This window comes from Shinella sp. M31, from assembly GCF_049199205.1.
Classification (GTDB): Bacteria; Pseudomonadota; Alphaproteobacteria; order Rhizobiales; family Rhizobiaceae; genus Shinella.
Genome location: NZ_JBLZPH010000012.1, coordinates 1 through 26,464, shown reverse-complemented (window position 1 = coordinate 26,464; position 26,464 = coordinate 1). Strand labels below are relative to the sequence as shown.

The 26,464-nt window shown below is 61.7% G+C and carries 23 protein-coding genes, 1 tRNA gene and 1 pseudogene; 11 read left to right on the top strand and 14 right to left on the bottom strand.

The annotated features are described in order from the left end of the window. Window positions 1-166: 166 nt before the first annotated feature. Window positions 167-1,012 carry a DUF937 domain-containing protein gene (locus ACOZKU_RS02175; protein ID WP_421577469.1) on the top strand — a complete coding sequence of 282 codons (846 nt, stop codon included), beginning with the start codon at window positions 167-169 and terminating at the stop codon, window positions 1,010-1,012. A gap of 3 nt (window positions 1,013-1,015) precedes the next feature. Here the strand turns inward: ACOZKU_RS02175 and ACOZKU_RS02170 are convergent, their stop codons facing one another. Both ACOZKU_RS02170 and ACOZKU_RS02165 read right to left on the bottom strand, forming a co-directional pair. Then, entirely contained in the window at window positions 1,016-3,265 is a 2,250-nt protein-coding gene (locus ACOZKU_RS02170; protein ID WP_421577468.1) for a methyl-accepting chemotaxis protein, read from the bottom strand. A gap of 322 nt (window positions 3,266-3,587) precedes the next feature. Then, window positions 3,588-3,884, bottom strand: coding sequence for a DUF1127 domain-containing protein (locus ACOZKU_RS02165; protein ID WP_314093427.1), 297 nt, complete (start codon window positions 3,882-3,884; stop codon window positions 3,588-3,590). A gap of 276 nt (window positions 3,885-4,160) precedes the next feature. Here ACOZKU_RS02165 and ACOZKU_RS02160 point away from each other — a divergent pair, with 276 nt between their 5' ends. Together ACOZKU_RS02160 and ACOZKU_RS02155 are read left to right on the top strand one after the other, a co-directional pair. Beyond that, entirely contained in the window at window positions 4,161-5,114 is a 954-nt protein-coding gene (locus tag ACOZKU_RS02160; RefSeq protein WP_314093426.1) for a LysR substrate-binding domain-containing protein, read from the top strand. Further along, window positions 5,108-5,683, top strand: a complete 576-nt coding sequence (locus tag ACOZKU_RS02155; RefSeq protein WP_421577467.1) for a GNAT family N-acetyltransferase — start codon at window positions 5,108-5,110, stop codon at window positions 5,681-5,683. Before ACOZKU_RS02160 ends, ACOZKU_RS02155 begins: the two co-directional genes overlap by 7 nt. 57 nt (window positions 5,684-5,740) lie before the next feature. Here the strand turns inward: ACOZKU_RS02155 and ACOZKU_RS02150 are convergent, their stop codons facing one another. The 5 genes from ACOZKU_RS02150 to ACOZKU_RS02130 all read right to left on the bottom strand — a co-directional run bounded on the left by ACOZKU_RS02150 (window position 5,741) and on the right by ACOZKU_RS02130 (window position 10,120). Then, entirely contained in the window at window positions 5,741-6,097 is a 357-nt protein-coding gene (locus tag ACOZKU_RS02150; RefSeq protein WP_314093422.1) for a hypothetical protein, read from the bottom strand. 174 nt (window positions 6,098-6,271) lie between these two features. Continuing rightward, window positions 6,272-6,691 carry an MAPEG family protein gene (locus tag ACOZKU_RS02145; protein WP_421577466.1) on the bottom strand — a complete coding sequence of 140 codons (420 nt, stop codon included), beginning with the start codon at window positions 6,689-6,691 and terminating at the stop codon, window positions 6,272-6,274. 98 nt (window positions 6,692-6,789) lie between these two features. After that, the gene (locus ACOZKU_RS02140) at window positions 6,790-7,152 is read right to left on the bottom strand and encodes a hypothetical protein (RefSeq protein ID WP_314093419.1); all 363 of its coding nucleotides are present in this window, start codon (window positions 7,150-7,152) and stop codon (window positions 6,790-6,792) included. 141 nt (window positions 7,153-7,293) lie between these two features. Beyond that, window positions 7,294-8,790 (bottom strand): IMP dehydrogenase, encoded by a 1,497-nt coding sequence (guaB, locus tag ACOZKU_RS02135; protein WP_421577465.1) that lies wholly within the window; start codon window positions 8,788-8,790, stop codon window positions 7,294-7,296. 334 nt (window positions 8,791-9,124) lie between these two features. Further along, complete coding sequence (locus ACOZKU_RS02130) at window positions 9,125-10,120, bottom strand: MBL fold metallo-hydrolase (protein WP_421577464.1); 996 nt, start codon at window positions 10,118-10,120, stop codon at window positions 9,125-9,127. 197 nt (window positions 10,121-10,317) lie between these two features. Between ACOZKU_RS02130 and ACOZKU_RS02125 the strand changes: the two genes are divergently transcribed. Continuing rightward, window positions 10,318-11,727 carry a DHA2 family efflux MFS transporter permease subunit gene (locus tag ACOZKU_RS02125; protein ID WP_421577463.1) on the top strand — a complete coding sequence of 470 codons (1,410 nt, stop codon included), beginning with the start codon at window positions 10,318-10,320 and terminating at the stop codon, window positions 11,725-11,727. 136 nt (window positions 11,728-11,863) lie between these two features. Here ACOZKU_RS02125 and ACOZKU_RS02120 read toward each other — a convergent pair whose 3' ends face one another. Genes ACOZKU_RS02120 through ACOZKU_RS02110 form a run of 3 tightly spaced genes read right to left on the bottom strand, consistent with a single transcriptional unit; the run spans window position 11,864 to window position 14,495 of the window. Next, entirely contained in the window at window positions 11,864-12,247 is a 384-nt protein-coding gene (locus ACOZKU_RS02120) for a VOC family protein (RefSeq protein WP_421577462.1), read from the bottom strand. Beyond that, window positions 12,247-12,963: an RlmE family RNA methyltransferase gene (locus ACOZKU_RS02115; RefSeq protein WP_244760035.1), complete on the bottom strand. Its 717-nt coding sequence runs from the start codon at window positions 12,961-12,963 to the stop codon at window positions 12,247-12,249. Before ACOZKU_RS02115 ends, ACOZKU_RS02120 begins: the two co-directional genes overlap by 1 nt. After that, window positions 12,960-14,495, bottom strand: a complete 1,536-nt coding sequence (locus ACOZKU_RS02110; RefSeq protein WP_421577461.1) for a Ppx/GppA phosphatase family protein — start codon at window positions 14,493-14,495, stop codon at window positions 12,960-12,962. The genes ACOZKU_RS02115 and ACOZKU_RS02110 overlap by 4 nt, the downstream gene beginning before the upstream one ends. A gap of 237 nt (window positions 14,496-14,732) precedes the next feature. Between ACOZKU_RS02110 and ACOZKU_RS02105 the strand changes: the two genes are divergently transcribed. The 4 genes from ACOZKU_RS02105 to ACOZKU_RS02090 all read left to right on the top strand — a co-directional run bounded on the left by ACOZKU_RS02105 (window position 14,733) and on the right by ACOZKU_RS02090 (window position 18,313). Further along, window positions 14,733-14,806, top strand: a tRNA-Gln gene (locus ACOZKU_RS02105). A 345-nt stretch (window positions 14,807-15,151) separates the two neighbouring features. Next, window positions 15,152-15,541 carry a hypothetical protein gene (locus ACOZKU_RS02100; protein ID WP_421577460.1) on the top strand — a complete coding sequence of 130 codons (390 nt, stop codon included), beginning with the start codon at window positions 15,152-15,154 and terminating at the stop codon, window positions 15,539-15,541. Between the two features lie 773 nt (window positions 15,542-16,314). Then, the gene (locus ACOZKU_RS02095) at window positions 16,315-17,130 is read left to right on the top strand and encodes a putative phage abortive infection protein (RefSeq protein WP_421577459.1); all 816 of its coding nucleotides are present in this window, start codon (window positions 16,315-16,317) and stop codon (window positions 17,128-17,130) included. A gap of 139 nt (window positions 17,131-17,269) precedes the next feature. Next, window positions 17,270-18,313, top strand: coding sequence for a hypothetical protein (locus tag ACOZKU_RS02090; protein ID WP_421577458.1), 1,044 nt, complete (start codon window positions 17,270-17,272; stop codon window positions 18,311-18,313). Between the two features lie 192 nt (window positions 18,314-18,505). Here ACOZKU_RS02090 and ACOZKU_RS02085 read toward each other — a convergent pair whose 3' ends face one another. Both ACOZKU_RS02085 and tmk read right to left on the bottom strand, forming a co-directional pair. Then, window positions 18,506-21,244 (bottom strand): hypothetical protein, encoded by a 2,739-nt coding sequence (locus tag ACOZKU_RS02085; RefSeq protein WP_421577457.1) that lies wholly within the window; start codon window positions 21,242-21,244, stop codon window positions 18,506-18,508. Window positions 21,245-21,310: 66 nt separating this feature from the next. Next, window positions 21,311-21,931 (bottom strand): dTMP kinase, encoded by a 621-nt coding sequence (gene tmk, locus ACOZKU_RS02080; protein ID WP_421577456.1) that lies wholly within the window; start codon window positions 21,929-21,931, stop codon window positions 21,311-21,313. Window positions 21,932-21,980: 49 nt separating this feature from the next. Here tmk and ACOZKU_RS02075 point away from each other — a divergent pair, with 49 nt between their 5' ends. Together ACOZKU_RS02075 and ACOZKU_RS02070 are read left to right on the top strand one after the other, a co-directional pair. Next, a complete protein-coding gene (locus ACOZKU_RS02075) occupies window positions 21,981-23,375 on the top strand; it encodes a B12-binding domain-containing radical SAM protein (RefSeq protein WP_421577455.1) in 1,395 nt (464 codons plus the stop codon). Between the two features lie 345 nt (window positions 23,376-23,720). After that, window positions 23,721-24,047, top strand: a pseudogene (locus tag ACOZKU_RS02070) (ATP-dependent nuclease); the annotation flags it as partial. 258 nt (window positions 24,048-24,305) lie between these two features. On the opposite strand, the gene ACOZKU_RS02065 reads toward ACOZKU_RS02070, so the two are convergent. Beyond that, window positions 24,306-25,532, bottom strand: coding sequence for a hypothetical protein (locus ACOZKU_RS02065; protein WP_421577531.1), 1,227 nt, complete (start codon window positions 25,530-25,532; stop codon window positions 24,306-24,308). A 281-nt stretch (window positions 25,533-25,813) separates the two neighbouring features. Further along, window positions 25,814-26,014: a hypothetical protein gene (locus ACOZKU_RS02060; protein ID WP_421577454.1), complete on the bottom strand. Its 201-nt coding sequence runs from the start codon at window positions 26,012-26,014 to the stop codon at window positions 25,814-25,816. An 82-nt stretch (window positions 26,015-26,096) separates the two neighbouring features. Here ACOZKU_RS02060 and ACOZKU_RS02055 point away from each other — a divergent pair, with 82 nt between their 5' ends. Continuing rightward, window positions 26,097-26,339 carry a hypothetical protein gene (locus tag ACOZKU_RS02055; protein WP_421577453.1) on the top strand — a complete coding sequence of 81 codons (243 nt, stop codon included), beginning with the start codon at window positions 26,097-26,099 and terminating at the stop codon, window positions 26,337-26,339. Window positions 26,340-26,464: the final 125 nt, after the last annotated feature.

Here is a 26,464-nt window from a genome sequence, read left to right as displayed (position 1 = left end):
CAAAAAGCGGTTTGCGTGGATGAAATTCCCGTTATAGTGCAGGCACATGCATGTGCCTGCAGAGCATTTCCAGCCGAAGCGTTACCGCTTCGGCGTCGGACAATGCGATAACAAAAATTAGAGCATTTCCGCGGGCCGCGGAAATGCTCTGGGGGAAGGACACAAAATGCTTTCGCTTTACGACATGATGATGCAGGCGCAGAACGGCAATGCCGTGGAGACCATGGCGCGCCAGTTCGGCCTTGCGCAGGAACAGGCCGCGAAGGCCGTCGCCGCGCTGATGCCGGCCTTTTCCGAGGGTTTCAAGCGCAACGCCGCCAATCCCTATGACATGGCCGCCTTCATGAAGGCGCTGACCACGGGCGGGCACGCCCAATATTTCGAGGACGTCTCGAAGGCCTTCACCCCGCAGGGCCTGGCCGAAGGCAACGGCATTCTCGGCCATCTCTTCGGCAACAAGGATGTCTCCCGCGCCATCGCCGACCAGGCGGCGCAGATGACCGGTATCGGCCAGGAAATCTACAAGCAGATGCTGCCGGTCATGGCGAGCACGCTGATGGGCGGCATCTTCAAGCAGTCGTTTGCGCCGTTTTTTCCCGGCGGTGCGGCTGGCCTCGCGCAGGCCAATCCCTTTGCCGATATGATGCAGCAATGGGCGCAAGCGACGGGTTTTGCCAAGAAACCCGAGCCGGTGAACCCTTTCACCGACAATCCGTTCACGCAGGCCGCACAGGAATTCTTCGGCAAGAAGAAGGACGAAGCCCCCGCCAATCCCTTCACCGATAATCCCTTCGCCAAGGCGTTTCAGGACATGATGGGCAGCATGGCCGGCCAGCCGGCGGCGAGCGAAAAAGCTGCTGCCCCCGAAGCGACACCGGCGGATTCGCTGAAGACCCTTGTCAATACGATGTTCGACACCGGCCTCGACATGCAGAAAGACTATCAGCGCAATATCGAATCGATCTTCGAGACGATGCGCGGCGGCATGGACACCGCCGGCAACAAAAGCTGAAACTTACGCCGCAGCCCGTGTGGTCCCGGCCTCCTCCGGCACGTTGAACCGTGCGACGATGGCGGCGAGCGACCGTGTGTCTCCCGCGAGACCTGACATGCCGGCTGCGGTTTGCGAGACCGCCTGACGATTCTGCGCCGTCACCTGCTCCATTGCGTTCATCGAGCGGCTGATATCGCCGAGGCTGGACGATTGCTGGTTGGCGGCGGCGGCAATCGAATGGATGTGGTCGTTGATGCGCGTCACCTGCTCGGCGATGCCCGACAGCGCCGCACCGGTCTGCTGCACGAGGTCCACGCCCTTGGCCACCTCGACGCCCGACTTGGTAATCAGCGCCTTGATGTCCTTGGCGGCGCTGGCCGAACGCTGCGCCAGTTCGCGCACTTCCTGCGCAACGACGGCGAAGCCCTTGCCGGCCTCGCCCGCACGCGCGGCTTCGACGCCGGCATTCAGCGCCAGAAGGTTCGTCTGGAAGGCGATCTCGTCGATGACGTTGATGATGCTGGAGATTTCGCGGGACGCGCCTTCGATGCGCTCCATGGCGGAAACTGCATCCGAGACGACGCGGCTCGAGAGATCCGTGCTGCCCTTGGCCTCCGTCGCCATGCGCGAGGCCTGATCCGCGCGTTCCGTGGAGCTGCGGATCGCCTGCATCATCTGGCCGACCGCTGCCGTCGTGCGCTCCAGCGCCTCGACCTGGCTTTCCGTGCGGTCGGCAATGTCGCGCGTAGCGGCATCGACATACGCCACCTTGCCGTCGATCGAGCGGGCATTGGACGAGACGGCGGCGATGGTTTCGGCAAGGCGGCGGACCGAGGTGTTGAAATCGACGCGCAGCTCGTCCAGCCCTTCGGCGAATTCGTGCTGGATGACGGTTGAGAGATCGCCGGCGGAGAGACGCTCCAACGCGGCTCCCAGCGTTTCGACGGCATCCTGCACCTGCCTCTGCTGCTCGGTCTTGGCCGCTTCCTGCGCCTGCTGCTCGCGCACGGTCCGGTCGCGGTTTTCGGCGGTTGCGCGTTCCAGCGCCTCCTTTTCCAGCACGGCGGCGCGGAAGACGGCGACGGAGCGCACCATGTCGCCGATCTCGTCGGCGCGGTTTTCCTTCGGCAGGGCAATATCGGTGTTGCCGGCAGCCAGCTCCGTCATCGCCTTCACCAGCTGGTGGATCGGCCGCGTCAAGGCGCGGGAGAAGAGAATGGCCGCCAGGATGGCAAGGCCGATGATCGCGGCGGTGAGCCCCAGCACGATAAACGTGCCGCGCATCAGGCCGGCCGTCGCCTCCGTCTTCGATATCTTGGCGATGACAGACCATTCAGCGCCGCCGAAGGATAGCGGCGAGGCTGCGGCATAGAGATCCGTGCCGGCGGCATCCCTGATGACGCCGTAGGTCTCACTGCCCACCGGCAGTCCGGCAATATCGAGACGGGTTTTCAGCGCATCGGCTTCCGGCGTGCGGACGGAATCGGTGAGCACCGTGCCGTCGCCGCGCACCAGCACCGTTTCACCCGTCTCGCCGAGGCCCTTACTGTTGCCGAAGATGGCGTCGATCTTGGCGTTCGGCACGCGGATCGCCATGATGCCGAGCGTGCGGCCGTTCATGGTGATCGGTGCTGCGGCGAAGGCAGCCGGTGCGCCGCCAAGCGCGGCGTACTCCGCGAAGTCCGAGAAGACGATCATGCCCGGCTCCTTCAGCGCCATGGCATCGTTGAAGGCAGCCGTCAGGCCGCTGTCCTTGTAGGGGCCGGTCAGCACATTGGTGCCGAAATCCTCGGCCTTCGACACGGAATAGAGCACGTTGCCCTTGGGATCGATCATGTAGAGATCGGCATAGCCCTGGGATTCCAAGTGCTTGCGGAAGCTGACGTGATACTGCTTGTGCGAGCGGTCGAAATTGTCCTTCTTTGCGGTATCGAGCAGCGCGCGCTCGCCTGGTGGGTTCGGATTGTTCTTGATGTAGCGGTCATGCAGTTCGCCGGCCGGGTCCTTGCCGAGAGCGCCCCAGGCGCCAGCAAAGCCGTAGAAGGCCTGCGTCGTCGGCATGGCCGAGGCGAGGCTGATCAGATCGAGCTTCATGCCGTCGAGATAGGCGCGCGCCTCGTTGCGCCGGCCATCAGCCGTCGCCTCCAGCTTCTGCATCACCTGCTCGGTGACGGTTTCACCCGACACGACCAGCGACACGGCACTGGCGGCACCAATGGAAAGAAGCGTGAGCACGGCAGCAGCAATGGGCAGTTTACGCGAAATCCGCATGGCGATCCGTCCAGCAACAAGGTGTTGGTCCGGCTCATCCGGAACGGCAGACAGCGTCATGCCCGCGAACGTCGTGTTCGCGGCTGCCAGCGGCAAGGTAGCCGAGGGTGGTTTACCTTAGGTAAAGCGGATCTGGCGAGAAATGAATGAAAAATGCCCGACGCGGACCTTGGGAGTCGCACGCCGGGCAAGCGGCAGGGTTATTGGCTCTCACCCTGCGGGGAAGGCAGACAATTCCAGCAAACGCGCGAGGCGGTTTTGCGTCCGGAATTGCGTCAATGCTGCGGTGCCGCCCCGGGAGGCAGGCCGGCACCCTCGAAAATCAATCCAGACGGCCGCTGCGCAGGTGACGACGGGCACGCTCGCGCGAGGCGATCGTCAGATGCAGGCCGGCATCCGCGAAAAAGGATGCGGCGCGGACGTCCTGAACATCGTTGCGGCACAGCCCCATGTCATAGAGCTGATGGTCGTCGAGTTCGTTCAGGCGGTTGATCACGCGACGGTTCTGCCATGCGCGGACAAATTTGGCGGCGGCAGTGCTGACGCGGGCAAAGAGGTTCGGGGCCGGACGGCGCGTTGCGAGGATATCGATTTCCATCTTGCGGTCGATCATGCGCATGGCATTTCTCCTTTCCGGCTCGGCGATCCATCGTCCTTCGATGGGGTTTCGCACGACGCCCGTGATCGTTCGCCGCTCACAGGGTTCGAGCGGCGGTTCAAAAAGTAAGAGTTGAAGAAGAGCCGCCTGCGGAGGTCGAAGCAAAACGGCAGATCCCGTCGAGCGAGGGATCAACGTAAGACCTATCGTTCAACAATTGCTTTTTCGCAGAATCTCATTGATCAGTCCAACGAATGTTTCTAATAGTATCAATCAAACAATCTTATGGGTGACTTTATGTCCGCTCCGCTAGACATCGACCAGCTGCAGACCTTCGTCGCGATTGCCGATACCGGGAGTTTCACGCGCGCGGCCGAGCGGGTGTTCAAGACCCAGTCGGCCGTTTCCATGCAGATGCGCCGCCTCGAGGAGCGCATCGGCAAGCAGCTCTTCATGAAGGACGGCCGCGGTAACCGGCTGACGGCCGAGGGCGAGCGCCTGCTCAACTATGCCCGCCGCATGCTGCGCCTGAACAACGAGGCCATCGCCGCCTTCGACGACAATCGCCTAGAAGGCATGCTGCGCATCGGCACGCCGGACGATTACGCCGACCGCTACATGCCCGAGATCATCATGCGGTTTGCCAAGACGCACCCGAATGTCGAGCTCTACATCGTCTGCGAGCCCTCGGTGGATCTCGCAGAGAAGATGGCCAAGGGCGAACTCGACATCGCGCTCGTGACGCACAATCCGCGCCAGCGCCAGTCGGACGTGGTGCGCACGGAGCCGCTGTGCTGGGTCATGTCAGCCAACCATCCGCTGCCGGAAAACGCACCGGTGCCGCTTGCCGTGGGCCGTCGGGATTGCCAGTGGCGGCAGATCGCCTGCGCCGCGCTCGATTCCGTCGGGCGCGACTATCAAGTGCTGTTCACCAGCTGGTCCTCCACCGTCGTCGCCGCCGCCGTCATGGCCGGCATGGCCGTCTCGGTGCTGCCGGAATCCGCGCTGCGCCCCGGCATGAAGGTGCTGACGCAGGCCGACGGCTTCCCGCCGCTCGCCCCCGTGCAGATCGGCATCATGCGCCGGCCCGGCCTTTCGCCCTCGCTCTCGAACGCCATCACCAGCCACATCACCGCCTGCCTCGACAACATCACGCCGCTGACGGCGGCCGATGATCTGCCTGAGGCGGATGTAAAAGTCTTCCCGCGTGTAGCACGCCTGCGGACCGCGAATATCCTGCCGGGATGGTGACGCAGCTGCCGCTCGACGGCGTTCCCCTCGTCAAGACCGGCCCCTCCGGCGTGACGATCCGCCCTGTGCGTGACGATGACGTGGAAACGTTGCGTCAGATCGAGCGCTCGGCCGCGCAGGCTTTCCGGCTAATCGAGGCCTTTTCCTGGCTGTCGGTCGGCGAGGGGCAGAGTGCGGAGGTGCATACCGCGCTCCTTGCGGCCGGGACGAACTGGGTGGCCGTCGATGACGGCGATCATCCGCTCGGCTTCCTCAGCGCGGAGGTTTGCGGCCGGGAGCTGCATATCTGCGAAATCTCCGTCGATCACCTGCACCAGGGGTTCGGCATCGGCCGCAAGCTCATTGAGCACGCCGTGGACATCGCAACGGCGCGCGGTCTCGACGCCGTGACGCTCACCACCTTCCGCACCATTCCCTGGAACTGCCCGTTTTACGAACGGCTCGGGTTTCGCGTGCTGGACGAGGACGCGCTTTCCCCGCGCCTGCGGGAGCTGCTCGACCTTGAGGACAGCCACGGGCTGCGGCGCGACACGCGCTGCGCCATGCGGCTCGACATCACCGCGCCATAGAAAACCCCGGCATGTTGCCACGCCGGGGCCCTCCATTTCCATTCCGTCAGTGACAGATCAGTCGTAGGTCGCCTGCTTGCCGTCGAAATAGATCGTGTTGGCTTCGCAGATATTGATCGTCGTCTCGTCGCCCTTGATGCTCGAGCCGTCCTCACCTTCCCAGGTGACGTAGAATTCGACGTCGCACGGGCCGTCGTAGTTAAACTCCATATTGGCGCTTTCGCCGCCGTTCAGCTTGAAGTTCATCCAGTTGGCGCTCCATTCGCCGCCCTCGCCGGTATAGAAACCGTCGATGATGTATTCGGAGTCGTTCTTGATATCGAATTTCTGGCCGGCAGCGTAAGCGGCAGGCACGCAGGTGAGCATGGCCGCCGCGGCAAGGGCGGCGAACGTTCTGGTCGCGAGAGATGTCACGAAAATGATCCCGTAATGAGTGATGATATCGCGCGCCTGAAGCCGCAATGTTTTGCTTGGCCTTCGGATTGCGATGGTGCTGTTGCCCCTAAAAGAACGGGGCCGGATCCGTCAGAACCCGGCCCCGTTTTCTCAAACGGATCAGTGTCTTGCTTTATTCAGCGTCAATAAATTTCAGGTGAAGGCAAGCCAGACGCCAAGCCAGACCCACAGGAGGCCGACGACCGCGAGCCCCGCGATGAACAGCGGCCGGCGATAGCGCAGGCGGTTGCTGGTGACATGGACATAGGCGTGAGCGTAGCGCAGCGCCACGAACACCCAGCCGCCGGCAACGGTCACCGGATTGTCGGCATCGACGAGATAGAGAAAGACGCTGACCACATAGAACAGAACCGGCAGTTCGAACTGGTTGGCGATGGCGTTCTTGACGGTCACGCTTTCCGCCGGCTCGTCGCGGTTCTCGCGGAACTGCTCGGGTTTTGCCCGCCCCGATTTCACCGCGCCCATGCGGCGCGAAGACAAAAGGAAATAGAGGGCGAAGACCAGCGCGACATGCGCGATGACAGGCCAGATCGTGGCTTCCGTGGGAGACATGTTTATCCTTCGGCTTGTCGTTTCGGGCCCCTTGATAGGGGTTTCCGGTCGAAGGCTCAACCGGAAATGGCCCTTGCCGCAAGCCGAAGGAAAGAGGCTTACTGCTGCAGCGTCAGGTTCTCGGTACCCGAGCCGTCCTTGCCGCTGAGCGTCCAGGCGCCTTCCAGCACGCCGTCACCCTTGACGTGGTAGACGATGAGGCCGACGGCATCTTCCAGCACGTAGCCGGCCGCAAAAGCATCGCCATAGAGCATGCAGATGCCGTTCGAGGTGGTCGAGCCGGTATGCCACTCGATCGAGCAGGTCGTCTCGCTGGTCAGTTCGATCGTCGCTGTGCCCTCATAGGCGGAACCATCGAGATTCGTGCCCTCTACGGCGTAGGTGCCGGCGGTGACCGTCTGTGCGTGCGCGGACGTGACCAGCCCCAAGCCCAGAAGGGCGCCAGCCAAAAACTTCTTCATGATATCCCCCAGATAACCGGCGAAATTGCCGGTACGGTAATCTTAGCGCATGCTTGAAAAAACGGAACAGGGATAAAGCGTTTAAAATGAAAATGCCCGGCAGAACCGGGCATTTCGAAACATCCATTTTTGACGAGGCGATCAGACGGCGCCCGGATAGTTGGGGCTCTCGCGGGTGATCGTCACATCATGCGCGTGGCTTTCGCGCAGGCCCGCGCCGGAGATGCGCACGAAGGTGGCGCGCTCCTGATATTCCTTGAGGTCCTTGCCGCCAACATAGCCCATGGAAGCCTTGAGGCCGCCGGCGAGCTGGTGCAGCACGCCCGAGACCGGGCCCTTGTACGGCACCTGGCCTTCGATACCCTCCGGCACGAGCTTCAGCGTGTCGCGCACTTCCGCCTGGAAGTAGCGGTCAGCGGAGCCGCGCGCCATGGCGCCGACGGAGCCCATACCGCGATAGGCCTTGAAGGAACGGCCCTGGTAGAGGAACACTTCGCCCGGGCTTTCATCCGTGCCGGCCAGCAGCGAGCCGACCATGACGGCCGAGGCGCCGGCGGCGATCGCCTTGGCTAGGTCGCCGGAGAACTTGATGCCGCCATCGGCGATGACAGGGATGTCCTGGGCCTGGGCGGCCTCGACCGACGACATGATAGCCGCAAGCTGCGGCACGCCGACGCCGGCGACGATGCGCGTGGTGCAGATCGAGCCCGGACCGATGCCGACCTTGACGGCATCCGCACCGACATCGATCAGCGCCTTCGTGCCGTCTGCGGTGGCGACATTGCCGGCCATGATGCGAACGGAGTTGGAGAGCTTCTTGACGCGGGCGACGGCATCGAGAACGCGCTGGGAATGGCCATGCGCGGTATCGACGACGATCAGGTCGATGCCGGCATCGATCAGGCGCTCGGCGCGCTCGAAGCCGTCATCGCCGACGGAGATGGCTGCGGCGGCGCGAAGCCGGCCCTGCGCATCCTTCGACGCGTTGGGGTTCAGCTGCGACTTCTCCATGTCCTTGACCGTGATGAGGCCGACGCAGCGGCCGTCGCCGTCGACCACCAGCAGCTTTTCAATGCGGTGCGTGTGCAGCAGGCGCTTGGCTTCCTGCTGGTCGACGCTTTCCTTCACCGTGATGAGGTTCTCACGGGTCATCAGTTCGTAGATCTTCTGGCTCTGGTCGGAGGCGAAGCGCACGTCGCGGTTGGTCAGGATGCCGACGAGGCGACCGGCCTTGCCGTTGCCGCCGTTTTCAACGACCGGAATGCCGGAAATCCCGTGGAACTTCATCAGCGCCAGCGCATCGGCGAGCGTGGCGTCCGGGCCGATCGTGACCGGGTTGACGACCATGCCGCTTTCGAATTTCTTGACCTGGCGGACTTCCTCGGCCTGCTCGGCGGGCGTCAGGTTGCGGTGAATGACGCCGAGGCCGCCGGCCTGCGCCATCGCGATGGCAAGACGGCTTTCCGTCACCGTGTCCATGGCGGAAGAGAGGATCGGCAGGTTGAGTTCGAAATCGTGGGCGATGCGGGTCGCGATGTTCGTTTGGCCCGGCATAACCTCGGAGTGACCGGGTTGCAGGAGAACGTCGTCGAAGGTCAGAGCTTCGAGACCGGTTGCCGTTTCAATGATGCGCGCCATGGGGCCAAGTTCCTTCAGGGTAAAGCTTACGCACCAAGGGGAACATTGGGAGATGTCCGCCTCGGTCGCTTGCAAGAAATTCTTGGAAGTTGGCGAGGGCTGGTAACACGTTCATGACGGCTTGGAAATAGCAAAACGCCCGGAATGCCGCCCGGGCGGGATTTGTCGACAAGCGAGTGCGGAGGCCTGCCCCTCATCCGCCTGCCGGCACCTTCTCCCCGCAAGCGGGGCGAAGGAGGATGGAGCAAGGCGTTGCCACAAATCCCTTCTCCCTGCTTGCGGGGAGAAGGTCGCGGTAGCGGGATGAGGGATCTCTTCAGCCAAAACGGTGGCTTCAAAGATCGAACTGATAGCTCACCGGCACGAAGCGATAGCCCTCGCCGGCCTTTTCCACGAACCCCGCCGCCGGGAACGGCATGTGGTAGCCGAGAAAGGCGAGCCTGTCCGTCGCGATCATGTCGAAGACCTTTTTACGCGTTGCCGCCGCCTGCGCCTTGTCCATGTCGAAGCGCACCTCCCAGTCCGGACGCTGAAGGGAGAGCACAAAGTGATTGGCGGTATCGGCCGTCAGGATGAGCGCCTTGCCTTCCGATTCGACGCGGAAGATCATGTGACCGGGCGAATGGCCGAAGGCGTTGAGGCCGGTAATGCCGGGCACGACCTGACCCTCGTCCTCGATGAAGGTGAGCTTTTCGGCGAGCGGCTGCACCTTGGCCAATACGCCCTGATGGCCCTGCTCGGCGGGCGTGCCCATGCGCTCCGGATTGACCCAGAAATCGTATTCCGTGCGGCCGGTGACGTAACGGGCATTCGGGAAGGCCGGCTTGCCGCCCTCCATCAGACCGCCGATATGATCGCCATGCATGTGGGTGATGACGACGACGGAAATCTGGTCGGCCGTGTAGCCGGCATATTTCAGACCTTCGAGAAGACGGCCCATGCCGGCGTCGCGCCCGCCCTCGCCCATGCCGGTATCGAACAGCACGACTTCCGACCCCGTATCGACAAGCGTCGGCGTGAAGCTGTTGACGAACTTGTCCGCCGGCAGGAAATTTTCCGCCAGAAGTGCCGCGACGGCCTCGGCGGACTGGTTGATACCAAATGTCTCGTTCGGCTTGTCGGAGGCGCGCATGCCGTCGCGGATGGCGAGCACGCGAAAACTGCCGAGCTTGAAACTGCGGGCTTCGAGGGGGCTTACGCGCATATCGGTGGCATCGCTTTCGGCTTGTGCAAGGGCGCCCGCGCGGTTCATCAGCAGCGGTGCCGCCAATGTCGTCACGCCCGCCGCGAGAAACAAGGACCGGCGCGAGATTGTCGGATGGTCTGCCATGGATCTTCCCTTCTGAAAAACGTGTCGCCGTTATAGGCACCGGCATCGACGTGAGGATGACACGCGACGATCTAGGGCGCTGTCACGATCCCGTCCCGCCGCATCACGGCCTTGTGATCCCGGCGATTTGACAGATGGCAAAGCGGGGCGCAGAAGACGGGTGGGCCTGCACGAGGGCCTCCTACTCCGATTTGCCGATGAACCGTATCGTCCCGCTCATCCTCGCCGTCGCGCTCTTCATGGAGCAGATGGATTCCACCGTCATCGCCACCTCGCTGCCGGCCATCGCCGCCGATCTCGGCGTAGGGCCGATCACGCTGAAGCTGGCGCTGACCGCCTATATGGTATCGCTCGCCACCTTCATTCCGCTTTCCGGCTGGATGGCCGACCGCTTCGGCGCCAAGCGCATCTTCCGCCTCGCCATCCTGGTCTTCGTCGCCGGTTCCATCTTGTGCGCGGTTGCCGACAGCCTCGTCGCCTTCGTCGTCTCACGCTTCCTGCAGGGCATGGGCGGCGCGATGATGACGCCCGTCGCCCGTCTCGTGCTGGTGCGCTCCACCTCGCGCTCGGAACTCGTCTCGGCCATGGCGCTGCTGACCATCCCCGCCCTCGTGGGTCCGCTCGCCGGCCCGCCGCTCGGCGGCTTCATCACCACCTATTTCTCCTGGCACTGGATCTTCCTGATCAACGTGCCCGTCGGCATCGTCGGCTATGTCCTCTCGGGCATCTACCTGCCGGAAATCCGCGCCGCCGCCCCGCCGCCGCTCGACTGGACGGGCTTCTTCCTCAGCGCGGTGGCGGCCTCCGGCACGATGTTCGGCCTTTCCGTCATCAGCCTGCCGGCGCTTCCGCCTGTCATCGGGATCGTCTCCACCGTGGTCGGCCTTGCCTGCGGCGTGCTCTATGTGCGCCACGCAAAGCGCCATCCGACGCCGCTGCTCGACCTCAAACTCTTCCGCGACAGCGCGTTCCGTGCCGCCTCGATCGGCGGTACGCTGTTTCGCATCTCGGTCGGCGCGGTGCCCTTCCTGATGCCGCTGATGCTGCAGGTCGGCTTCGGCCTCACGCCCTTCCAGTCCGGCCTCGTCACCTTCACCGGCGCGATCGGCGCGATCACCACCAAGGTCATCGCCAAGCGGGTCCTGACGTTCGCCGGCTTCCGCACGACGCTGATCGTCGCCAGCATTTTCGGCGCGGCGCTGACCTTCGTGAACGGGCTTTTCGCGCCCACCACGCCCTTCTGGTTCATCGCGGGCGTGCTTTTGATCGCGGGCTTCGTGCGCTCGTTCTTCTTCACCAGCGTCAACGCGCTGTCCTTCGCCGACATTCCGGATGCGGATGCCAGCAAGGCCACGTCGATGAGCGCCGTGCTTCAACAGATCAGCCTTGCCATGGGCGTGGCGGTGGCTGGCGCCATCCTCGAAGTCGAGACCTCGCTGACCGGTTCCCCGCTCGAATTGCGTGATTTCCAGATCGCCTTCATGGTGATCTCCGCCATCACCCTGCTTGCGGCGCTGCCCTTCCTCACCATGGCGAAAAACGCAGGCGCCTCCGTCTCCGGCCATCGCATGGCGGGAGAGGACGAGGAAACGATCACGGTGAAGTAGGACGGAACGCCCTCACCTGCCTGCCGGCATCCTCTCCCCGCAAGCGGGGCGAGGAACGGGGATCGCACCGTTCTGCCCCTTCGCCCCGTTTACGGGGAGAAGGTCCCGGCAGGGGGATGAGGGGCAGCGTCTGAAGCTATTCCGGCTTTTCGCAGATGGCGACGAGCTTGTTGCCGTCGTGGTCGCGCACGAAGGCCGCATAGAAATTGGCGTGGAACGGCCGGATGCCCGGCGCGCCCTCATCCGTGCCGCCCTGCGCAAGCGCTGCCGCATGAAACGCATCGACGGAGGCGCGGGTCGGCGCGTCGAAGGCGATGGTCACGCCGTTGCCGAAGGTGGCGGGCTCGCGGTTGAACGGCTCCACCACCCAGAAGCGGCAGCGCACGTCCCCATCCGCACCATAACCGATTTCATCGGGTCCCTGTTTCTGCCTGATATAGCCGATGAGCGGCAGGACGGAATCGTAGAAGCGGCCGGCGCGTTCGAGATCGTTGGTACCGACGGTGGTGTAGAGCAGCATCACGCCTCCTCCTCGGCTTCAGTCGCCTCGTCGCGCGCCTTGCGGCCCTTGAAGCCCTTGGCGAGCAGGAACATCTCCACCGATTCGGCGCGCGAGGCGCCCGGCTTCACATGGATGACCTGCTTGAAATTCTGCTTGAGCAGGTTGAGCAGCTCCCGCTCCGTGCCGCCCTGGAAGGTTTTCGCCAGGAAATGGCCGCCCTCCGCCAGAACCTCGATCGCGAAATGCGCCGCGACTTCGCACAGATGCATGGTGCGGATGTGGTCCGTCTGGCGATGGCCGGTCGTCGGCGCCGCCATGTCCGATATGACGAGGTTCGGCGTGCCGCCGACGGCCTCGATCAGCTTTTCCGGCGCATCCGGCTCGAGAAAGTCCATCTGCAGGATGCGCACGCCCGGCAGCGGATCGATTTCCAGGAAATCGATGGCCGCAACGCGCGGATCGGCATCGGTCGAGTTCGTCACCTTGGCGGCGATCTGCGACCAGCTTCCCGGCGCGGCCCCCAGGTCGATGATGCGCCGGGCGCCATCGAGAATGTGGTGCTTCTCGTCGATTTCCAGCAGCTTGAAGGCCGCGCGGGCGCGGTAGCCTTCCAGCTTGGCGCGCTGCACATAGGGATCGTTGATATGGCGCTCCAGCCAGCGGCGGGAGGAGGCCTTCAGCTTGCCCTTCTTGACCTTCTGGCCGAGCTTGCGGCCGATGGGGGGCTTGGTCATGACGCCTGTCCTTCGGGCTTTGCCGGGTTGCGGTGCCCGCCGCGATGGTTGCGGCGGTGGCGGCCACGGCGCCAGACGCCGTCATCGGCCATCATGTCGGTGAGCAGGCCTTCCCGCAAGCCGCGGTCGGCGACGCGCATGCGGCGCGAGGGCCAGCGCTTGCGGATCGCCTCCAGAATGGCGCAGCCGGCCAGCACGAGATCGGCCCGATCAGGCCCGATGCAGGGATTGGCCGCACGGGCGGAGAAATCCCAGGACAGCAGCCGCGCCTGCATGGCCGTGACCTCGTCGTCCGACAGCCACACGCCATCGACGCGGCGGCGATCATAGCGCGGCAGGTCGAGATGCACGCCGGCAAGCGTCGTGACCGTGCCCGAGGTGCCGATGAGGTGGAAATCCTCCGGCGCATAGGCGCTTTCGGCGGGGCAATCGAAATTCGCCAGCATGCCCTCGACTTCCGAGACCATGCCCTGGAAGCTCTCCGGCGTGACATCCCGCCCGCCGTGGCGCTCCGACAGCGTGACGACGCCGACCGGCAGCGAGGTCCAGTGCGTGATGTGGTTGGCGAGCCGGCTGGAGCGGTTGTCGCCGATGCGGATGACCGCGATTTCCGAGGAGCCGCCGCCGATATCGAACAGCACGACGGATTTCGCCTCGCGCCCGACCAGCGACGAGCAGCCGGACACGGCAAGCCGTGCTTCCGTTTCCCGGTTGATGATTTCGAGATCGAGTCCCGTCTCCAGCTTCACCCGCTCGAGGAAGCTTTCGCCGTTCGTCGCCGCGCGGCAGGCCTCGGTGGCGATCAGGCGGGCGCGACGGATGTTGCGGCTCTTCAGTTTGGCCGCGCAGATTTTCAGGGCCTCGACCGAGCGGTCCATCGCCTCGTCGGAAAGACGGCCGCTTGCCGCAAGCCCCTCGCCAAGCCGCACGATGCGCGAAAAGGCATCGACGACGCGGAACTGCCCCGGCCGGGTCGGCTGGGCGATGAGGAGGCGGCAATTGTTGGTGCCGAGATCGAGCGCGGCATAGAGCGGAGCATCGTAACCATCACGCTCGACAGCACGCGGCGATGCAGCCTCGCGGCGCGGCTCATGGGAAACGGGCCGCGGTTCGGTGATCGTTTCCGCGACGAGCGACACCATCGCCGCGTCGGCGGCAGGCTGAGTCGCGCGCGCTGCGGATTTGCGGCCGCGATGCTTGCGCCGGCCCTTGTGGCCATCTGCCGAATGCTGATTCTGTTGAGCGCCCTCACGCTGACCGACGGGCGCAAGCGGACGCACATTTTCGCCGCCGGCGCTCTTGCCGTGCTTGCGACGCTTGTTTCTGCGCGCATGGGTGCCGCTCGGGGCGGACTGGGGGCGCTCGGCGGCTGCGGTTGAACCGGCCGCCTGGCCTGCGGACGGGGAAACGGCAGCGGAGCTTGCGCCCTTCTGTTTTCCCTTGCGACGGCGCGACCGCTTCGGTCGTCCCGTATCGTCCGCAACTCGCGCCCCGGAAACGGACGGCTTTTCGCCGCTGTCGGGGTCGTTCACGTTACTGCCTATGGCGCCGCGCAAAGCCCTTGGGCTGCAAGCAGGCGCTCTCTCGATCTTCGTTGGCGCGACATTACCAGCGCCCGGCCCGTTCGCCAAATTCTTTTTATGACGAAACCGCGACGCAAGCGGCATGCAGGACCTGATGCAATTTTCTCAAAAAAACCATTTGCATCTCGCCGCCGTTTGTTTATAAGCCCGCCTCACAGGCCCCGGCCATACCGGAACCAGCCATGCTGGGGAATAGTTCAACGGTAGAACGACGGACTCTGACTCCGTTAATCTTGGTTCGAATCCAGGTTCCCCAGCCAATCTCTCTTTTTTCATACTTTTCAAGCACTTAGACGAACCTTGCCGAAGGCAACCGGAACAGTTTTCCGCATCACTTTTCCGGATCTCGCAGGCCGTTAGCTAGTGATTAGATATCTTCTCCATCAGCGCCTTCGCCTCTCAGCCTCTTGAGAGTCCCGACCGAGGCATTTGCGTCCTTGCCCAACGTTTCTGCAATCAATCGTCCCGTTCGGGTCTTTTCGTGAAATAAGCCAACGATGGCGCTTTAATCATCCATGCTGTCGGATGAGGTTGAATAGGGTCCATTCACCTGTTGTCAAGTTTAGACGGGTAATGCGGGCGTCGTTACAACCTTTGGAGCACCTATGCGCCGTAATCCGATAGATGAATTCATCAACCTATTTTTAAGCACGACATCCAGCTACGAGCAGAAACGCGACGCCGCCACCAATTTTGGCGATTGGGCGGGCCTTCTCAACAATTCCGCTTGGTCTGCCGCAATCTTTTCCGGTGCGTTGACCGCGTATATCGGCGCCAGTCCCCAGGATTGGGTTGTGTGGCTGGCATGGCCGGTCATGTTATTCTTCGGGTTCCTTGCACTAACTCTTGCCCTAGCCGCGGTCTTTGTTGCCGGAGAAGCATTCACACAAGGCCAAGTTGGCTGGGAGCGTTGGGCCGCATCGGGCATCTTCTTCGTGATTTACGGACTGGTAGGGATCGGGATCGTGGTCGTCGCGAGCGCCCTCCTGAATTAGTGCCCTCTCGGCTTAACGGCTGCGGCTGCGCAGCTCTTTGCGCAGCCATGTGTCCAACACTGTAAGAAGATGGCGATGGCTCTCGGTACCAAGACAGTGCCAGACACCCTCTAAATGGAGCATTGGGCGTCGCTCGTGCCGTCCAACAATGCCACGACGCGCATGCTCGTCAAGACTGCGCGGAAATTCATCGACATCAGATGCACGCTGGTGCGAATGGCGCTCGAAAGCCGAGGGAGTAAGCGCCCTAGGTGCCTCCCAGAACGGGCAGTCTACTGTTCAGCCTCCGTCTTCGTCGCAGGGCCTGGAGCAGCTTTCTTGTCAGCCTCGGACTGCCTAAGCGCGCCATGGCGCTCATACCCTCTCGCCACAAGGTCGCCGGCTTTCAGCGACTTGCAGCCCGGCCTGACCCGACGAGTACGCTTCCCGCACTTGTCCTCCAACGTCCTCACCTTGGCAGTTAACCGGTTGGGAGCACGTTGTCTGCCCGCTCGGCGCAAACCTATCACAATTCTGGAACTAGTCCGCGGCCCCGAGGCGGGGAACGGCAGCGATCCTAGGGATCGACCGACGGAGCCTTGGGACTGCCAATGTAAAGACGCCTCCGTCTGGTAGTTCGCTGATATACATCCGAACACGAAGAACGACATATCGGCCTACCGCACCGCAACCGTCATCCCCGCAGCGCGTGGCCGCGACGTTTAAAGCGCCCGTGAATGCATAACTAAGGATATCCTATACGTTGCACTCGTGCAGTTCGTCTGGGGGATGGCTTGGCGTTAAGATCGATCATTGCCGCAAGTTTTGCGGTCGCGACCTTGTGGGCAGCTTGGATAAGCCAAGAGCTTATATTTCAGTGGCTTGACGTCCCATGGAAGAGCGAACTGCTCGGCCAATTAGGGGATACGTTCGGCGCGTTGAACGCTCTATTTTCCGCCCTCGCGTTCATTGCAGTTCTTTTCACCCTGAAACAGCAACGGGACGACCTTAATCGGCAGCAGGAGCAGATATTTCGAACTGAGAGGGATCAACACATTCAGCGATTTGAGCAGACGTTCTACGAACTTCTCCGCCTCCTCCGTGAGGCGCGGAATGACGTCGAATTTCGATACAGCAGAGATTATCTACAAGATGGAGCTTCGACGGAACGAAACTCTGGCGAACGAGTGGAAGGAACTGAGGCCTTCAAACGTGCGAGTACGGAAATGCGACACTGGATTGGCCGAGCTAATCAGGCAGATGGTGAGGTCTCCGCCGAAACTGCTGCGAAGCTCTACCTTAATCACGTCCACTCTCGCTATGAGAGCACTTTCGCTCCATACTACCGTCTACTTTATACTCTGCTTCTCCGAATCAAGGAGGATCCAGTTTTGACTCAACCTCAGAAGTACCGTTATGGAAATCTCCTCAGGAGCCAGCTGACAAGCCATGAGGTGTCCCTCTGCTGTTACAATGGCCTCGCCGCCATCTCCGGTAGCTTCAAAGATCTGATTGTCGAATTCCGCCTCGCAAAATACCTGCCGGACCAATTCGGGCGTAAGAGACTGGAACTATACTACCCAGCGTCATGCTTTGCAGGACGGGATTGATCACCAGCAGTAGGCGAGGTTGTGGTGTGCTCCTGGAATATTTCCTGTTCCAGCGCTATCCCGACCTCATAAGGAGCAACAGTTGCGCGATCAATGCTTGCCGGCACCTCCGATGCAAAGACTGGGAAATTGAACGAAGATGATGCAAGCAACGGCAGCAGAATCTGGAGTGACGGGAAACGCCGAAAGCGGAGTGGCAGCAGTCGCCGCTGAGATTCAGGGTCTTGCCCCGAACATCGCGCAACTAATGCGGCGAGTCAGGGCGGTGACAGCCGAACCGCAGATAGCCACCCTAGAAGGACGGGAGCGAGCGGAGACCCTCCTACCTTGCGAAATCGGAGCGGAAGCCCTTGGTCGCTGTCAGATCTTGGTCGCAAACAACGTTGTCGTCTTGGAAACGCTCGGCGTCATCTCTCTAACTCGGTACGTCTTCGAGTTGCTTGTATGGCTCAGGACTATCCATCAAGTACCCCTGAAATCTCTTCGTTTTCTTATGCTGTCGCTGAAGGACGGAGAGGATCACACCTCGCAGCACATCGCCCACCTGGAGGCCGAAGCTCAGTTCCTCGACGAGATGGCAGAGCGCGACAATCCTGTACCGGGGATGAAGGCGCTCGTGGAAGAGCATGGCGAAAACCTGACAGCGGAAATCGTCCGGAACGCTGAGAAGGCTCGGATGGACGCGATCGATTTTGAGGCTCGACGCCATTTTGTCGCCTACGCGGCAGATGCCAAGGTCAGCGGCTATGGGTTCCAAGCTCATTTGATCAGGAAGAAAGCGGTGGCTGCCGCTCAGGCGGATCTCGAAGCCAAGCGACAGGTACGCTTGGACTTCGTCAGTCGTTTTAGTCAAACGCTGATCGACGAGGCGGGTGGCGTATCGAAATGGAATTGGTTCGATTCCGCGAGGGCAGTCGGGATGGAGCCGGAGTATCAGTACATATACCGGTATACCTCGCGCCTGCTCCACGCAACGCCAACGAGCTTCTATACGACTTCCAAGAACCTCGAACTCACTGAAATGCGACTGCTCTTGGAATACGTCTATGTCCGCCTTCTGGACGTAATCGACGTCGTTACGGACCTTGCAGTCCGTGCAGAGAAAAAATGTGGCTGGGGACCTCGAACTGACGACAATGATTCCCAAGGGCAAATGGGATCGGGGGGAGCCCCAACGGAATGACCGGTTTCAGAATCGCCCCTCCACGCAGAGAACGGGAAAATTGGGGGCGCGTTGCTGGCAGAAAGGGGCCGGAAGCAGAATCACCGTTCTCGGGCGGCCGTAAACGTATAGCACCGTAACATGACGCACGTACCCGGCCTTGGCAGAGAAATTAGCTCGCCGCCTCGACAAACCAGCTTGCGGGCCGCGCGACTATCGAGCGGCCAGAGGGTGGTCGCTCCGCAGCGCGGCCTGCATGTCGAGCAACTCTGTCCGCTGGCGGGGGTTGATTCCTCCTGCGAGCGCCACCTCGAGTTCGGCAGTCGGATCCTTCCCAAGCGCTAGGAGCGCCTTGGCCCGTTGCAGCAGGAAACTCCCCCGATAGATCTCGTTGCGACCCGTGGCCCCGGCGATGGCTTCGTCGGCAAGCGCGAGGGCCTCTTGGGTCTTGCCCAAGCCCAGTTTGGTCTGCGAAAGGCTGTTAGCAATCCATATGCGGCCATCTGGATCGTCGATGCCCTGCAACAGGATCTCGGATTCCTCGAATCTACCCAGCATGTTCAGGACCTCTCCCCAACGACGCCGCTGAAATGCGTCGGGGGAGCGCAGGCTCTCGTAGGCCTCGAGGGCGCGGTCCGCGCCGCCGCTGCCGGTCTCCATCAGCGCCGCGTGATAGAGGATCTCTGCATAGCCTGCACGACTCCTCTCGTCGCTCAGCATGAACGGCGTGGGTTCCGGCAACTGCGAAAGCAGCTGCTGAAGGCGCTCCGGAGCATTCCAGGCCCAGGACCGGGCGAATGCGGAAAGCGCATCGTATCCTTGGGCGACCCCCGACGCGGCGCTGAACAGGGCCTGCGACATGAGGTGTTCGTCATGCACGGAGAGAATCTCGCCTGACCATCGGTCGCGACCTCCATTCAGGGTGTCCGACAGCCCCATGAGCACGGAGGCCGTGACCCCCATTCCCGATCGATGCGCCTCTATTATCTCCAGCGCCAGCGTGGTGGCTCGTTCGTAACCGCCGGGCTTGGCGTGCAGGCGGACAAGCTGCAGCTTGGCCTCGTTCAGCGGGAAGTTTGCCACCACTTCCTCGAACAGCGCCAACGCCTCGTCCTCCCGTCTGAGAAGCTTGAGCGTCTTGGCAAGGTGATGCTTGATCTCCGCCGACTGACGGGGGCTTAAGCCGGAAGTGCCGCCTAGCATCGCGTAGACCGGCAGTGCTTCTCGGAGCATCGCTTGCGCGCTCGCGTATCCGTTGACGTGCTTCTCGTGTCGATTCAAGGCCTCGATGGTCTCGAGAACAAGAAGGATCTCCGCGTCGGAATCGGTGGCGCCCCGGCCCGCGATCTCGGCCGCCTTGGCGGCAGGCACAGGCAGCAACGCAGGATCGATCTCGTGAGGTGACCAGGCAGCGAGCAGTGCATGCAGGAATGCCGGCCTCCGGTCGCCCGCCACCGCCAGCTTCAGGACCCGGTTGCGGAGCTGCGCCGCCGTGGTTTGCAGACCATGCCCATCGCCTCGCATCTGAGTTGTCAGGTATCGCTCGAGCGCATTGTCGAGCTCCTTGGACTGCTGCGGAGAGAGCCAGTCGCAGGTGCGCAACGACGAATACACGATGTCATGCAGGCGAACCGATGAGGGACTGTCGGGTGCGGTCAGCCCAAACTCCTGGAGCTTTCGTATGCCCAATGCACCGACGACCAATTTGAGGAATTCGCGATCGCAGTTGGGTTGTCCTGCCCATACGAACACGGACAGCTCTTGGGAGAGGATCGGTCTCAAGCGCCCAAGGACCCTTTCTGCAAGAAGCACTTCGCCATCGGCCATGCTGCCCACGCGGGGACAATCCTCGATCATCTCGTCCCACGAGGCGCCGAATCGCACGGCGGCGTTCACCAGCCGCAGGCTCAATGGATGCCCGCCGATGGCGGCGGTGATGGCCGCGAAGGCAAGGTCGGGAATCGGCGACTTGAGACCCGCATCGATAACGAGGCGTGCCTCCTCGCTCTCCATCAAGGGAAGATTGTAGCATCCCGGCGTCCGCCTTCGCCGCGTGACGAGGATCTTTGATTCTGGGCCGCATACGTCCAACAGCGCTTCCAAGGTCAAATCCTCGTTGGCATCGTCCAGCACGACCAGGCATCGGTGCCTTTTCAGTAATCCGAGCACGTTGCGGTCGGCCCCACCCCGGCGCAACGGTATGGCAGATAGTTGCTCGACACCTCGGATGGTGCGAGCATCAACCCAGAATGGGTATTCGAATTCGCCACCATGCCGACGCAGAAACGCCGCTGCGGCCATCGATTTGCCCAGGCCACCGAGGCCCGCGACTTCCACGCAAGTGCTGTCGGCCACCCGGCGGCTCAATTCTCGGTCGACGTCATGCCGAGGAACAAAGCGGCTGTCCAGCACCGGCGCGGCGAGATTGTAGGGATGCAGATCCCGGACCTCGTCCAACGCCGGGAGCAGCTCGGACAGGGCATCCATCGCATTGTCCTTGACCACCAACTCGTCGACTATCGCTTCTGCAATTCGGCGGCTGTCGAAGACGGCGATTTCTCGGTCGGCCGTGGCAGGATCGCGCGCCGCATCCTGAACGAAATGCTCGATCGTTCCGACAGGCGCTCGCTGCGACGACACCAAGAGAATGCGCTCGGCACCTGGGGCGAGCTCCAAGGCATGTCGGAGGTCGTTGCGCGCCTTCGCCATTTGCTGCCCGAAATAGGTCTGTAGCGCCGAAGCCTCGACCACCACGCGCTGGTCCGCCGAGGTCGCGTCGAGCGTGCCAGCGACGGGGTTCCCGGATATGGACGACCCACTTTGGAAAAGTTCGACGTTGAGGAGGTGCTCCACCAGCAGCACCGCGAAACGTTCGAACAACGGCGCGGGCCCCATGGCCTCCACCGCCTCTGCAATGTGTTTCACCAGAAGGTTGCGGGTCTGCGGATTCAAGGTAGCAAGGGCCTTTCTCTCTGCGGCCGGGTCCCGTCGAAGCTGGAAGTAGGTGCGGCTCGGAAGTCATTCGAGCCGAAACGGGGTCGCAACCTCTCGCCAGACCCGGTCGGCGACCTCATCCAACGGCGCGTCGGCGTCAACGACCTTACAACGGCCGGGCGCACGAGCGGCGGCCACCAGGAGACCTTGCCTAATCTCGCCAAAGTTCCTGTGGACTTCCGCAGGGTCAACCTTGTCGCCCTGCCTTTTGGAGCGTCTTTCTAGGGCGACTTCGGCGGGCAAGTCGAGGATGATGGTAATATCTGGCATCGTGCCCGCGACCACCACTTCCCTCATCGCCTCGAACATCGCTACGAGACTGTGTTCTTGCCCATACACCTGGAAAGCGAAGGTGGAATCGACGTATCGGTCGGAAACGACCCAGTCCCCGGCAGCCAGAGCGGGCCGGATCACCGTTCTGACATGTCCGTATCGGGAGGCGCTCACCAGAAGCATCTGCTCGACGGGGGAAAGCGTGCGATCGGGCACAACCATCATGGCCCTGACCTCGCTTCCAAGGTGACCTCCATCCGGTTCCTTGGTGCGGATTACGCGCTTGCCGGCAGCCGCCAGCCGGTTTACCAAAAGGCTGGTCTGTTCGGTCTTTCCGCTACCATCGATCCCCTCGATACTTATAAAAGGCAATCATCGCTCCTATATGACTTCCCCACTCCGGGGCAGGAGAACACCTTATATGAAAAGATCGGATGTAATTCCATTCGTTTCGGCGGGTTTACTTGCCCCCAAGAAACGGGACCATCCTTTGGCCCGTCGCCAACTCTATCTGAACTATGGCGCGTTGTCCCTGGCCACCATGCTGGACCTCGGCGGGCAGCGCACCCTTCTAATCCACGGCGACCATGAAACGCCCGACGCCGTCTTGGAACGACTGACAGGGATGGGTGCCTTCCCAACGACGCACCCGGTGATGCTCTCCGTCCCGAGTTTCTACGCGTTGCCCTGGGCACAAGCCTTCTGTCGGATCGTGAAGGGAACGGACCCGGACGCACGCATCGTCGTCGGCGGCCGATGGGTGGTCGGTCCCGACGTGGCCTGGTTGAGAAGCAAGCTGCCCGAAGCAGACGTGCTCGTCCCCGGCCTGGGCGAGCCCACCATCGGGAGCCTCCTGACCGATCAACCGGACCTGCGTCGTCTCGCAGCCCCGACCCCGGCATTTACCCTCAACCACTTGCTGGTGGTCGATCACCTGCGCTTCCAGCCGAGCATCGAGGCATCCAGGGGCTGCGGCATGGGATGCAAGTTCTGCGAGGAGCGCGATATCCCTCTGGAAAAGCTGAGGGAGCCCGAGGAGATCGCACGCTCGATGGCCCTTGTGCGGGACCAATATGGCGGATCGGAGATACATCCCTACATGCAGGCATCTATGTTCGTGCCCAATCCCCGCTGGAGTGCACGACTAGCGGCAGCGATTTACGAGCAGAATCTCGACATTCGGTGGCGAACGGAGAGCCGCGTCGACGCACTGCTGCCGGAGGCTATACCCTATCTGGCAGGTGCCGGACTAAAGGTACTTGATCTGGGCCTGGAAACCGCGTCGCCGACCCAGATCCTAGCGATGAAGAAGTCGAACAATCCCGAGCGGTATCTCAGCAAAGCGTCCGCGCTGCTTCAGGCCTGTAGCGACAACGGCGTACTGGCCAAGGTCAATGTGCTGCTGTACGCGGGCGAGTCACGAAGGACCTTGGAGGAGACCACGCAATGGTTGGATGCCCACGCGTCTTGCATCGCTGGCGTCTCCGTCGGTCCTGTCATCGCCTATGGTCCGCCTGCGACTGCCGATATCCTGCTGGAAGAGTGGTCGCATACGGGTGCTCGTCCGGTCGATCCTACTAGCGCGATCGAGACCGGCATCACGCGCATGCATCTCAGCGACGAGTTCGACGCGGAGGCGGCGGAGCTTGCGAGCCTCGAGGTGTCGAGACGTTTCATGAGCATGGCTAACTATTTCACGCTGAAGAGCTTTTCCTATTATCCACGAGACTACAGCCAGTCCGAATTCGATCGCGACGTGGAGGCATCGGCCCGCGAAAGACTGCCGTTCGCCGTCGACCGAGCACCGGTCGTCTGAGCGTGTCGGGGTTCTGCGGAACACAACCTGCAGACTGCATTGCGGCCGACCTTCACCCGAATTTCCGACAAGTGCGACATCGTGAGTCAGCCCCGCCGGTCCTCGAACATACTCATGATCCCCCCGTGTGACGGCAGCGATTTTATGTACTGCTCCTGCTAGGACTAAGAAAATCGACACGCCTGCGGTCCGGCTTCAGCCAAGGTACAAGGCGGCGAACGCACTACTGCCTTTTGCAGCGTTGCTTATTATCCTTCTCGCCATTGGCAGTGCTTCGCCGCATCCTGAAGCCTCCGATTGCATTGCCCAACCCTCTGGAACTAATATTTGCTAAGGGGAATCAGAATGTATCTATCGGACGTTTCAATAAAAAATTTTCGCGCCCTTACGGATTTCAGGGTGCGATTGAATCCTAGCATCAACTTGATCGTCGGCGAGAACAATAGCGGGAAGACAGCGCTTCTTGATGCCCTGCGCTATGCGCTTTCCGTGAATTCCGGGGAGTGGATACGGATTCAGGACCGCGATTTCAGTCGCGGCGCCACATCGTTCTCCATCCAGTTGAAGTTCGAGGATATCACCGCCCGGCAGGCAGCAGCATTTCCTTTCGCAAGAAGGCTGAGGGTCAGGCCCTTGTCGATGTTACCAGCATCGGCTTGGGCCGTTTTGTGTCCGGTCTTCCGAACGGCCTTACCCTGGCAGGACCGGGAGCCGGGCTCAAGGACCCGGAAGAGCAAAAAAGAACAAAGCCGGTACATAGTTAACGGCGGGCTCACGAGGTCCGGGACCGATGAACGCTTCCGGCGATCGTCACATTCGCCGGCGCGTGTCCACTGGCCATCGAATGCAAAAAGAAAAGGGCCGACGTGCGGCCCCTTCGAATTTGGTGGGAAGGCCGGGATTCCGGCCGCCCGGTCTTGGGTCAATCGATCACGCGGCGGCGTTTGGTGGCGTTACAGATTTCGTAACGATGCCCGACTCGGACTTGATCCGGCCGACGAGTTCCGCTCGCGTCGGGCGCTTTTCAGGCTTGGCCAGTGCTTCAGCGACGGAAGGAACGTCATCCCCCAGTGTGAGCTTGGACTTGGGCGCCTCGATCGTGGCAGTGGCTCCAAACGCCGCAGCGATAGACTCCATCCTTTCTTCGACCGAGGGGATACGCGTGAGTACCGTGTCGGGGCTGCCGCTGACATCCGCAGGAACTGGCTCGTCCGCACCAACCTCGACCGGAACACTCGCGCTCGGCGCCTCACGGGTTTCAGCGCCAAGCCAAGCCGGGGCGCTTGATTTGGAAGTGGTCCATTCCAGGATCGGCAGGACTTCCGTTTCCAACCAGGTCCGAAGCTCGCCTTTGTCCGGCCAGGTCGTTTCGCTGCCCATCTTGTAGAGCAGCGCGCTGACCGCCGCCCAACCCGTCTTGCCCGGAAGGGAGGTGGGCGAGATCACGTATGCCGCGGTTGGATAGGGTCTGACGAACTGCGCCAGACTTTTCAGTTCCTCATGGGCAAGGCGCGCCGTCAGATGTGTCTTTCCAGAGAGCGTCTTCTTGACGATGTTCTTCTTCGGCAACGCCTCACTGACGTGCGTGCGGATCTCCTCCAGGTGTCCGACGAAGGATTTGATGCCTTCCCGGACCTTGATCGCAATGATCGCTTTGAGCCCGTCAAGGCCGCCGACATCGTACGGATCGATCTGCGGCAGTGCCTCTGCCTCGTTTTTCGACCCGGCCACAATCGCTGCGACGTCCTGCACCCTGAGCTTGCCGTTCTGGGCGGCGAAGCCGATGGCCTGTTCGATTTGCTCGGGTTCAGCAGCGCTCAACTTTCCAAGGACCGTCGGACCAACGGCCAACTCCACCAGAAGGTCCTTGTAGGGAGCCAGGTTGCGAAACACTGCGCGCTGGGTCCGCACGTGACGCGCGCTATAGCCGCAGCGCTCGACCGCCCACTTTTCCAAGGTCCCTTCCGGGAGCAGCCCGGCTGCGCGTTCAAGATGCTCGCCGAGCTTGAAGGTCTCTTCGGTCGAACGGCGCGAAGCGCTGATGAGGAAGATGGCCGTCTCTTCGAGCTGGTTCTTGATGTCTTCGGCGACAGCGTTGGTTTCATAGAACGTGCGGGCGGCGGAAGGGAGAGCGGATGCGTTGGGAGTGTCGGTCACGGGTATCTCCATGTAAGATTGATGATTGTAAAAGCACATCAGCCTTTACCTCTCGATTATCTCAAGCAATAACTCCCAAAACAACCAATCTATGGTTTTGGTAAACAAATATAACCAAGTAAATACCAAAATTAAATACTTATATTACTTAGAAAAACGGTGCCAATGCCGCACAAATGAGGAATCTTGCTTACCGGAGAGCCGAGTAATTCGTGCAATTAATACGTGCATTCATGCCACGCAAACGAGGCTGTAAAAGGACACTCTCGGGCTGTTTCGCGTCAGCCTGCCGCCTGGTAGCAAGGCTCAAGAGAGCCTGATTTCCAGCGAGAGAGCACGTCCATCACATGGCGAAGGCCGTACTGACCACCAAGGTCGATCCGACCTATGACGATCTCCCGGAACAGCGGTATCATTTCCCGCGCACCTACCTCCGTCAGATCGAGGCGGCCGCAGATCCGGAGGCTGAAAATCAGATCCATCGCACTGCCGCCACTCGGATGTGGCAACGGTGGACTTGAGTGGAGTGCGGTAAAGCCTCTGATTCTCGGGGCGTTCGCAGAAGTGCCGAACGTTGAGGTCAAGCTTTTCGAACCCAGCGCAGCCGAAAACGTGCGCGAATTGGTTCCGGAAGCCGCTAAACCGAAGATGACCGCAGGTCGGGCAGCGGTTATCAAGGTACTCTCGATCTATCGGCAGATGATGTACCCATTGAGTCAGATTGAGGTGCAGAAGCTGGCTTACTTTCTGATGCGTGCAGGTCAGGACCTGGGAACCCTTAAATTGTTGATTGCCACTGAGAACTGACCCGGCGTGGCCTGATATTTCCATTGAGAATTGACCCATGTTCCAACCTTCCCTCGCATGTTTTCAGCGGGGGCTATGGAGTGATCGACATGGCGTTATTGAGCGTTATCCGGCGCTGGCATTTT

Excerpts from the sequence above, each read along its gene's own strand:
- ACOZKU_RS02175 (WP_421577469.1), top strand. The coding sequence starts at position 167 with ATGCTTTCGCTTTACGACATGATGATGCAGGCGCAGAACGGCAATGCC.
- ACOZKU_RS02170 (WP_421577468.1), bottom strand. The coding sequence starts at position 3,265 with ATGCGGATTTCGCGTAAACTGCCCATTGCTGCTGCCGTGCTCACGCTT.
- ACOZKU_RS02165 (WP_314093427.1), bottom strand. The coding sequence starts at position 3,884 with ATGCGCATGATCGACCGCAAGATGGAAATCGATATCCTCGCAACGCGC.
- ACOZKU_RS02160 (WP_314093426.1), top strand. The coding sequence starts at position 4,161 with ATGTCCGCTCCGCTAGACATCGACCAGCTGCAGACCTTCGTCGCGATT.
- ACOZKU_RS02155 (WP_421577467.1), top strand. The coding sequence starts at position 5,108 with ATGGTGACGCAGCTGCCGCTCGACGGCGTTCCCCTCGTCAAGACCGGC.
- ACOZKU_RS02145 (WP_421577466.1), bottom strand. The coding sequence starts at position 6,691 with ATGTCTCCCACGGAAGCCACGATCTGGCCTGTCATCGCGCATGTCGCG.
- ACOZKU_RS02140 (WP_314093419.1), bottom strand. The coding sequence starts at position 7,152 with ATGAAGAAGTTTTTGGCTGGCGCCCTTCTGGGCTTGGGGCTGGTCACG.
- guaB (WP_421577465.1), bottom strand. The coding sequence starts at position 8,790 with ATGGCGCGCATCATTGAAACGGCAACCGGTCTCGAAGCTCTGACCTTC.
- ACOZKU_RS02130 (WP_421577464.1), bottom strand. The coding sequence starts at position 10,120 with ATGGCAGACCATCCGACAATCTCGCGCCGGTCCTTGTTTCTCGCGGCG.
- ACOZKU_RS02125 (WP_421577463.1), top strand. The coding sequence starts at position 10,318 with ATGAACCGTATCGTCCCGCTCATCCTCGCCGTCGCGCTCTTCATGGAG.
- ACOZKU_RS02120 (WP_421577462.1), bottom strand. The coding sequence starts at position 12,247 with ATGCTGCTCTACACCACCGTCGGTACCAACGATCTCGAACGCGCCGGC.
- ACOZKU_RS02115 (WP_244760035.1), bottom strand. The coding sequence starts at position 12,963 with ATGACCAAGCCCCCCATCGGCCGCAAGCTCGGCCAGAAGGTCAAGAAG.
- ACOZKU_RS02100 (WP_421577460.1), top strand. The coding sequence starts at position 15,152 with ATGCGCCGTAATCCGATAGATGAATTCATCAACCTATTTTTAAGCACG.
- ACOZKU_RS02090 (WP_421577458.1), top strand. The coding sequence starts at position 17,270 with ATGATGCAAGCAACGGCAGCAGAATCTGGAGTGACGGGAAACGCCGAA.
- ACOZKU_RS02075 (WP_421577455.1), top strand. The coding sequence starts at position 21,981 with ATGAAAAGATCGGATGTAATTCCATTCGTTTCGGCGGGTTTACTTGCC.
- ACOZKU_RS02060 (WP_421577454.1), bottom strand. The coding sequence starts at position 26,014 with ATGGATCTGATTTTCAGCCTCCGGATCTGCGGCCGCCTCGATCTGACG.